This is a genomic window from Candidatus Pelagibacter sp., from assembly GCF_052049995.1.
Taxonomy (GTDB): domain Bacteria; phylum Pseudomonadota; class Alphaproteobacteria; order Pelagibacterales; family Pelagibacteraceae; genus Pelagibacter.
This window is the reverse complement of the sequence record NZ_JBNGYX010000013.1, coordinates 1-9254: the sequence shown is the minus strand read 5'-3', so window position 1 is coordinate 9254 and position 9254 is coordinate 1. Positions and strand designations below refer to the sequence as shown.

Sequence of the window (9254 nt, the reverse complement as noted above, 5' to 3'; positions counted from 1 at the left end):
CTGATATATAATTTAAATTTAATAAATATTTTGAAGGTATATAAAAATTCATGGAGAAATAACTATTCAAAATTGGAATTTTTCTAAATAAATATAAATCAATATGTTCATTTTTTCTAACTAAGGTAATTAACGATTTATTTTCTTTAGCTAAAACAAACCCTCTAAGTTTGAAACTCTGAATGATTTTTTCTTTGCTGATTATAAAATCCTCATATTTACAACCTATGTCAATGTCGTTATCCCCATAAATTAATTTTTTATCTCTAAAAACTCCAAGTAAAGTTCCATATAATAAGAATGGAAATACTTGATTTTCAACAAGTAATTGATTAGCAATAATCAAATTCTCCTTAGAGATGTCTTCATTCTGTATTTTTTCTTTTGAAAAAATATAACTAATCATAAATTAAGAATCTTAAAGAGATCAATTTTTTTTACTTCTATTGGATTATTTTTAAGTCTTTGAAGATTAACACTGCTAATTAATTTTTTTTTGTCTACTTTTTTTAAAATATTTTTAAAGTTCTTGCCATTATAAAGAATTTTAAAAATATTTTCGATTTTATTGTTTAAAGAAGTTATTGTTTTGACATTAAATATTTTAAATAATAAATTGAATTTTTTAGCCAAATTTTTGTCATTTTGCATCATGTTGTAATTAAATTTTAAAAATTTAGTCAAAAATATTGAAACAGCATAACCGTGCGGTACGTTATGTTTGGTACTCAAATAATATGATAAAGCGTGTGGCCCAGTAGTTTTAGAAATGTTTATTGCTTTACCAGAAAAATTTGATGCAATTTGCATATTTAATGCATTAAAAGAATTTGGTTTTTGAAAATAATTCTTATAATTCTTTAAAAAATAATTAAGAGATTTCTTTGCGTATTTAAAACTCGTTGAATTTGCGTTAATTGATAAAATTGATTCAATTGATTGACATAAAGTATCTGTAGCACTTGGTCCTTTTATTTTTTTAGAATTATTCAAAACTAAATCAGGAATTAAAATTATTATTTTTTTTTTTATTTTATATGAAATTGAAAATTTTTTTTTCCTAAAATACATAACAGAAAAATTTGTTGCTTCCGCTCCAGATCCAGCAGTAGTAGGTAAAAGAATTATTTTCTGTCTAATAGGATGTTTGGTTAACACGTCCTTAATAAATATTTCATTAGGTTTTTTTATTTTCTTTGTTACATAAACCACTTTTGTAAGATCTAAAACAGATCCACCACCAATCCCCATCACTATATCAGGATTAAGTTTTAAAAAAATTTTTCTTAATTTTTTAAATTCTGTAAATTCAGGATCTCTATTCTTTTTAAAATATATATTAATGTTGTCATTACGAATAAATTGTCTCAAAATATTTCTTGGAAAAGAACTCTTTCCAGAAATTATTAATATTTTTTTAAGTTTAAATTTATTTAATATTTTAAATAGATTTTTTTTATTTTTAAGTAAATTTTGCACTTATCAGTCTTTTCTTTATTAAATCTAAATTTTTAATTCTAGGTAATTCATTATTTGATTTACTTTTAATCATTACTTCAAGAAAAGAAGGTCCACTTGAAACTAGAAAAGAATTAATTTTTCTATCTAAATCTATAAATTTTTTCAATTGTATGTAATTTAAAAAACCTAAACCTTCAGAAATTTTTTTAAAATTTAATTTAAATGAATTAGTGGATTGCCCACCTACAGACTCGTGTATACCGTTGTTAATTAAAATATATTTATAATTTTTTCCAGAATTATATGCAGTTGTTGACAAAGAGCCTAAATGCATTAGAGCTGAACCATCACCATCAATAACAATCACTTTAGATTTTGTTGCTGAATAAATACCAAGAGATAGGGATGTTGTATGACCCATAGACCCAATAGAATATAAAATTTTTATATTTTTTTTTGGATTCTCACTTGCTTCTTTATAAAGTTGCCTTGAAATATATCCAGTGGAACTAATTATATATGATTTTTGTTTTTGTTTTTCATAAATTTTTTTAACAACAATTTCTCTTGAAAGTTGATTTATTTTCTTTTCAACGCTTGTTTTATTATGATTACTTTTTTCAAAAGAAGAATTATGAAACAAAGCAGCTACTATTTTTTTTTTCTTTTTTGAAAGTTTAATTAATTTATCTAGTTTTTTTAAATCATTTCTTTTTTCAATTATTTCAGTTTTAATTTCTAATAAATTAAGAATTTCTTTTGTAATTTTTCCCATCTTTTTATGCTGAATTTCATCTTTTCTGGATCCTCTCCAGCCAATAAATAGAACCAAAGGAGTGTTGTAAACTTCCTTATTAGAAAGTGATGTTAATGGATTAATAGCATTTCCTAATCCAGAATTTTGCAAATACACTAGAGAAATTTCACCAGAAGATAAGTATCTACCAGATGCAATTGAAATTGCAGCTCCCTCATTAACAGCCGTAATATTGTTAAAGTACTTATCTTTATTTAATGAAACTAATAATTCTTTTAAATTACTATCTGGTACTCCAGTAATATTTTTAATTTTATTCGATTTAAGAATTTTTTTTAGCTCTTCACAATTAATCATTGATTAAACTAATTATTTTTTTTATTGGCAAAATATTTTTTTCAGATTCTAAAGCTCTTTGATACAGAAGTATCTCTCCTGCAGTATTAACCATAGATTTATATGAAGCTCTTAGCAAATGATTTGCATATATTACTAAATTAATATTATTTTTAATTAATTCTTTTTCTTTAACGCTAGAATAGGTTGATGGCACAGCAACAAGTGGTTTTGAATATTTAGATTTACGAAATTTTTTTGAAAATTCAAATACTTTTTTTGGATTATTGTCTTTATTGCTAATAAAAATCATATCTGCACCAGCTTTTGAATATTTAATTGCTCTTTTAACTGCATGATCAACACCTTTTCCTAAGACAATACTCTCGATTCTTGCAATTACTAAAAAGTTTTCTGAAAATCTATTTTTACAACATATTTTTATTTTTTTTGTAAAATTATTTATTGTATCTTGTTGACTACCAGTTTGATTTTGAAAAAGAGAATTTTTTTTTAAACCCACTTTGTCCTCCATTACAATTGCTGAAATTCCCATTCTATCTAAAGATTTAACCATAAATTTTAAATGCTCTAATCTACCACCATTATCTGCATCGAAAATTACTGGTTTGGTTGTAACATCTAAAATTTCATTTAATCCTGATAACCTCGTTGAATAATCTACAGACTGGTTGTCGGGCTTACCTCTCGAAACTGAGTCAGTTAAGCTCGACGACCATATAGCATCAAATTCATCAAATTTATTTTTTTTATCTATGCTCATTTTTTCTACTATAAGTGCAGAAATTGGATTATGAGCCTCTAAAACTTTAATTATTTTTTTTATTTTTAATAATCTTTTAAGTTTAGATTGTCGATGAACTGGGGTTGTGCCATTGCTCAAATTAAAGTAGTTAAATTCTTCAGTAGAAAAAGTTTTGTCATACGGATATTCAATTAATTTACCTTTCCATTTTTTTAAACTTTTAATAACTTTCTGTCTGTATTTTTTTTGTATACCTTCTATCCAGTCATCGCCATGGACCACAAAATCTGGCTTTAAGAGCTTCAAATTTTTGGAATAATCTGGATCATCTTGAGGTATTATTTTTTTAATAAATTTAAATTTTTTTATCTGATTGAATCTTTGCTCATATGTGAGATGAGGTATTGTTCTATATTTGGAAATGGCTTTGTCAGTAAGCAACCCAACTGTTAAAGATCCTAGTTTTGATGCTTTTTTTAAGATTTTAAAATACGGACCAACGAAAATATCTGATGAAAAAGCTAAATATACTTTTTTTTGGTTTTTTTTATTTAACATTACGATAGTAATACTTTATCTTTAAAATTTTACAATATAATCATTTAATGAGTACTTTAATTGATACAAAAAAATTCATAAAAGAAATTCATAATTTAAAAAAACAAAATAATAAAAAAAAAAAAGAACAAATTTTTTTAACTTGTAAGCAGTTAGGTTCAAAAATAATTGAAAAATATATTGTTAATAAAAAAAAATTTCTTATAGTTAATTTAAATACAAAAAATAAAAAAAAATTAATTGATCTTTCAGAATTAATTTCAAAAGTATTAGGTTTAAAAGTTTCACAAAATAAAAAAGGAGACAAAACTGTTTTTGTAACTCCAAATGTAGATGCAATTAAAAAGAATAATTATAAAATTGATACAAGTATTCGTTATCATCAATCAAATATCGGAGGCTCAATTCATACAGATGGTCCACAATTAAATTCAACACCCAATATAGTAATAATGTGCTGCTTAACGAATTCTGCAAAAGGTGGAGTGTCAATTTTAGCTGATGGAGAAAAAATTTATAATTATATTAAAAAAAAAAATCCAAAAATTATTAAAATTCTTAGTAAAAAATTTTATTTTGAAAGAAGAGGTTTTAAAAAAAACTCAAATTACATTTTTAAGGCACCAATTTTTAAAAAAAATAAAGAAAACTTTGAATTTAGGTATTTGCGAGAATACATTATAAATGCATATAAAATCAAAGATAAAAAAATTTCAAAAGAAAAATTAAAAAGTTTAGATTTTTTAGATAAATGTTTGGGTAGTAAGAATATGCAGTCAAAATACAAATTATCTGAAGGCGAAATTATTATAATAAATAATAAATCAATGGCTCATGGAAGAACTTCTTTTAATTTAAATAAATTAGAGCAAAGAAAAATAATGAGAATATGGTTAAAATAGGAAAAAATTATACAGCTATTATACTTGTAGCTGGTATAGGAAAAAGAATTAACAGCTTCACACATAAACCTAAGTCATTACTTAAATATAAAAAAGAGAAAATAATTGACTACATAATTCAAAACCTAATTAAACTGGGTATAAAAAATTTTTACTTTGTTGTTGGATATAAATCTGAACAAATCAAATCATACCTAAAAAAATATAAAGAAAAGATAAATTTATTTTATGTTTATGCCAAAAATTATTATAAATATGGATCTGCTGTAAGTTGGAAATCTGTTGAAAAACACTGGAAAAAAAGAAAAACAAAAATTCTAATGTTGCATGGTGATTTAGTTTTTAATAATCGACTGACTAAAGAAATTATTTTAGAAAAAAAAAGAGATATAATTGGTTCAGTTATTAAAACCAACAGTAGTATTAAAAATGAGGGTTTTGTTTTGGAAATTGATGAAAAAAGGAAAGTGTTATCAATAGATCATAAGAAAAATTATAAAAAAAAATTTAACAGAGAAATTGCATGTATAAATAAATTTTCAGTATCTACTCAAATAGAAATTTTTAAATTCATGAAAAAATATTTTAATAATATTGGTAAGGAACATACTTGGGAATATGTAATAAATAAGTTTATTTTATCTGGTAAAAATAAATTGTATACAAATACTTCAAAAAAATATAATTGGCATAATATTAATACAAAAGAAGATTACTTGAAACTTAATAACTCAAAAAATTATAAAAAACTAATTTAATCTTTAAATTTGATTATTATTAAAAATTGAATGAAGAAAAATTTAAAAAAAAAAATCAATAGGTTTAAAATTAGAATTTGTGAGTTAGCAAAATTATCTGGTGATGGACATGTGCCTAGTGCTTTATCAATACTTGATATTGTATGGATCTTATATGATAAAATTGTAGATATTAGAAAAATTAAGTCGAATAGCTTAAGTAGAGATCATATTATATTAAGCAAAGGTCATGCTAGTTTGGCTCAATATGTGGTGCTAGAAAATAAAAAAATAATAACAACTAAGTCACTAAATTCATTTACAAAATATAATAGTAATTTTGGTGGCCATCCTGATAAAAATAAAATTAAAGGTGTAGAAGCTTCAACAGGATCTCTAGGCCATGGTTTTCCAATAGCAGCTGGCATAGCTTATTCAAAAAAAATTTTGAATCTAAATTCTAAAGTTTTTTGTATAATTGGTGATGGTGAATGTAATGAAGGCACAATTTGGGAGACTTGTTTAATTGCTTCTAATTATAACTTAAATAATTTAATTTGTATTGTTGATAAAAATAAATCAACAGATAGAGCAATAAATGTAAATAGCATAGAAAAAAAATTTAAATCTTTCAATTGGAAAGTAATAAAAATTAATGGTCACAACCATAATCAAATTGTTAAATCATTTATCTTAAAATCAAAAAAACCATTAGCTATAATAGCAGATACTATCAAAGGTAATGGAATAAGTTTCATGGAAAAAAATCAACATGAATGGCATCATAAAAAAATTGATAACAAAATATATGAAAAGATTTTAAAGGAAATCAAATAGAATGAGAAAACAATTTGTAAAAACTACTGAAAAAATTTTCAAAAAAAATAAAAAATCAATATTATTATTAGGTGATATTGGAGTTTTTGGTTTTAGAAATTTATTAAAATATTATCCAGACAGATCAAAAAATATAGGTGTTTTAGAACAATCAACAATTAGTTTTGCTGCAGGATTAGCTTTAATGGGATTTACTCCAATAGTGCATACAATCGCGCCTTTTTTAATTGCAAGAGCTTTCGAACAGCTAAAAATTGATTTTGGATATCAAAAATTGAAAGGTAAATTTGTTACTACAGGGAGCTCATATGATTATAGCACCATGGGCTGTACTCATCATTGCGCGGAAGATATTAATTTAATGACATCAATTCCAAACATGCAGATTATTATTCCAGGTAGCTCTGAAGAGTTTAACAAAATTTTTACACAAACTTTTAAAAGTAAAAATCCAATGTACTTTAGGCTTTCTGATTATGAAAACAAAAATTCTTATAAAGTTAAATTTGGTAAATTAAACCTGTTAAGAAGAGGATCAAAAGCTACAATTATAGCAGTGGGTCCAGTAATGAACTGTTTGGATGATATCTTTAAATTTGATGTAAATATAATTTATCTATCAACAATTAGGCCTTTGGATGTTGTGGCGATCAAAAAAATAAATAAAAATATTGATAAATTTCTACTTATTGAGCCTTATTTTAGCTCGAACTTAAACAACGAATTAAACAAAATATTTAGAAAAAAAATCTCTATAAAAAACATTAGTATTCCGTATAAATTTTTAACAAACTATGGAAATAAAAAACAACATGATAATGCACTTGGTTTTACTAAGAAAAATATAGAAAAAGAATTGCTAAAATTGTTACGAATTTAACTTAAGGTCATGCAAAATATTTTTAAAGAAATTATATTAAATGAAACTGAAAAAAATTTTGATTTTAGAAAATTTATTTTTTTAAAAAAAAAAAAAATCTTAATTACAGGCGCTACTGGCGTCGTGGGAAACTATTTTATAAGTTTTTTTTTAAATTTATTCAAATTAGATTACTCTCCAAAACATCTTACTATATGTCATGTTTCAAAGCTTCCAAAATATTTAAATTTTTTAAGAAAAAATAGAAAAATAAATTTTATAAAAAAAAACTTAGTTAATTTAAAAAAAAAAGATATTGATAATTATGATATAATTATTCATTTATCTTCATATGGACAACCAAACAAATTTGTAAGTAAGCCTATCGAAACTTTTCAATTAAATACAAAAGTTCTGCATATATTACTAAGTAAATTGAATAAAAATGGTAAATTTTTATTTTTAAGTACTAGCGAGATTTACAGTGGAAACAAAAAGAACAATACAGAGGATAACATTGGAAAAGCAAATACAAACCACTCTCGCTCTAGTTATATTTTTTCAAAATTAGCTGGCGAGACTTTAATAAATATATATAGAAATAAATTCAAAATTGATGCTAAATCGGTACGTTTATGTTTGGCTTATGGACCTGGTTCTAAAATTAACGATGAAAGGGTCTTATATCAATTTATTAATAAATCTCTTAAAACTAAAAAGATTAAAATGATGGACAAAGGGAATGCATTGAGATCATACATATATGTTTTGGATGCATTAAAAATGATGATAAATATACTTTTTTTTGGCAAATCTGAAATTTATAATGTAGGAGGAAAAAAAATTATTTCAATCAAAAATCTTGCAAAAAAAATATCAAAAATAACAAATGCAAAACTTTTAATTCCAGATAAAAAAACTTATTTAAAAGGAGCACCAGACAAAGCAAATATATCTATAGAAAAATATGAAAAAGAATTTGGCAAAATCAAATTAACGAATATTGATAATGGTTTAAAAGAAACTCTTGAATGGCATAAAAACTTAAAATAAAAAGTAATCTTTATGAATACTTTATTCTATTTTTTAAGAAGATTTTTAAAAAAAATACTTTTCAATTTGAAAATATATATTGGACAACTTACAGAACATCAAAAAATTACAGAACTTTATAATGTTTTAAAACCACTAAATCACAAAGTTGAATTAATAAAAATCGGAGAAGATGGTGCTGGTGGATATTTTATTCCAAAAGACTTAGATAATATTGAATATTGTCTAACAGCTGGGGTTGGTAATTTAATACAATTTGAAAAAGATCTAGCAGATATGGGTATTAAATGTTACATGGCAGATGCATCAGTCGAAAAACCTCCTATATCTCATGAAAGGTTTTTTTTTAAAAAAAAATATATCGGACCAAATTCATCAAAAGACTACATAACTTTAAAAAAATGGATAGATGAAACACCTATTAAAGAACATTTGGAAAAAACAATTTTAAAAGTAGATATTGAGGGTGGAGAATATGATATATTTGATGATGTAGATCAAAAAATTATAGATAAATTCCCAATTATTATAATGGAATTTCATCATCTTAATTCTTTACTTAGTCCACTTAGTTTTGAATTAATAAATAAAGTTTTTAATAAAATACTAAAAAATCATTTTGTTATAGCAAATATCCCAAACAAAGTTATTGATCCTGTAAAGTATAATTCAAATTTAGAAATTTTTGACATGATAGAATTAACACTATTAAGAAAAGATAAAATTTAAATTAATTAAAATTCATGAAACTAACTATTGTTGAATACGATAAAATGGCAGGAATTGGGGCACATGTAATTTATGCTCTTAACAGACTGGCGAGAAAAAAAAGAAATGAAATATTATACTTTAAATTCAACAATTTTTTTTACTCAAATTATAAAGAGAAAAATACATGGGAAGAATTTTTTTATCAACCATTCGAAAAATATAAAAAAATTATTTACAACAAAATTTTGAATAAAGATTACAATTTGGAATACAATTT

At 23.6% G+C, this 9254-nt stretch carries 11 protein-coding genes; 7 read left to right on the top strand and 4 right to left on the bottom strand.

Translation table 11 applies throughout. From position 1 onward, the window contains the following. The 4 genes from ACTT9Y_RS06955 to aepX form a co-directional block, all read right to left on the bottom strand. The coding region (locus ACTT9Y_RS06955) for a LicD family protein (protein WP_440933633.1) at positions 1-406 on the bottom strand (406 nt) is incomplete at its 3' end. Beyond that, complete coding sequence (locus tag ACTT9Y_RS06950) at positions 403-1479, bottom strand: iron-containing alcohol dehydrogenase (protein ID WP_440933632.1); 1077 nt, start codon at positions 1477-1479, stop codon at positions 403-405. The genes ACTT9Y_RS06955 and ACTT9Y_RS06950, both read right to left, overlap by 4 nt. Continuing rightward, positions 1463-2575, bottom strand: a complete 1113-nt coding sequence (gene aepY / locus ACTT9Y_RS06945; protein WP_440933631.1) for a phosphonopyruvate decarboxylase — start codon at positions 2573-2575, stop codon at positions 1463-1465. The genes ACTT9Y_RS06950 and aepY overlap by 17 nt, the downstream gene beginning before the upstream one ends. Continuing rightward, positions 2568-3878 carry a phosphoenolpyruvate mutase gene (gene aepX / locus ACTT9Y_RS06940; RefSeq protein WP_440933630.1) on the bottom strand — a complete coding sequence of 437 codons (1311 nt, stop codon included), beginning with the start codon at positions 3876-3878 and terminating at the stop codon, positions 2568-2570. Before aepX ends, aepY begins: the two co-directional genes overlap by 8 nt. A 47-nt stretch (positions 3879-3925) precedes the next feature. Between aepX and ACTT9Y_RS06935 the strand changes: the two genes are divergently transcribed. The 7 genes from ACTT9Y_RS06935 to ACTT9Y_RS06905 all read left to right on the top strand — a co-directional run. After that, positions 3926-4780, top strand: coding sequence for a TauD/TfdA family dioxygenase (locus tag ACTT9Y_RS06935; RefSeq protein ID WP_440933629.1), 855 nt, complete (start codon positions 3926-3928; stop codon positions 4778-4780). Beyond that, positions 4768-5538, top strand: a complete 771-nt coding sequence (locus ACTT9Y_RS06930; RefSeq protein WP_440933628.1) for a sugar phosphate nucleotidyltransferase — start codon at positions 4768-4770, stop codon at positions 5536-5538. Before ACTT9Y_RS06935 ends, ACTT9Y_RS06930 begins: the two co-directional genes overlap by 13 nt. A 30-nt stretch (positions 5539-5568) precedes the next feature. Next, positions 5569-6354: a transketolase gene (locus tag ACTT9Y_RS06925; RefSeq protein ID WP_440933627.1), complete on the top strand. Its 786-nt coding sequence runs from the start codon at positions 5569-5571 to the stop codon at positions 6352-6354. A 1-nt stretch (position 6355) separates the two neighbouring features. Continuing rightward, positions 6356-7234 (top strand): hypothetical protein, encoded by an 879-nt coding sequence (locus ACTT9Y_RS06920; RefSeq protein ID WP_440933626.1) that lies wholly within the window; start codon positions 6356-6358, stop codon positions 7232-7234. Positions 7235-7243: 9 nt separating this feature from the next. Then, positions 7244-8266: an NAD-dependent epimerase/dehydratase family protein gene (locus tag ACTT9Y_RS06915; RefSeq protein ID WP_440933625.1), complete on the top strand. Its 1023-nt coding sequence runs from the start codon at positions 7244-7246 to the stop codon at positions 8264-8266. A 12-nt stretch (positions 8267-8278) separates the two neighbouring features. Then, entirely contained in the window at positions 8279-8995 is a 717-nt protein-coding gene (locus ACTT9Y_RS06910; RefSeq protein ID WP_440933624.1) for an FkbM family methyltransferase, read from the top strand. Positions 8996-9009: 14 nt separating this feature from the next. After that, positions 9010-9254 (top strand): hypothetical protein (locus tag ACTT9Y_RS06905; protein WP_440933623.1); only part of this gene is annotated, 245 nt, incomplete at its 3' end.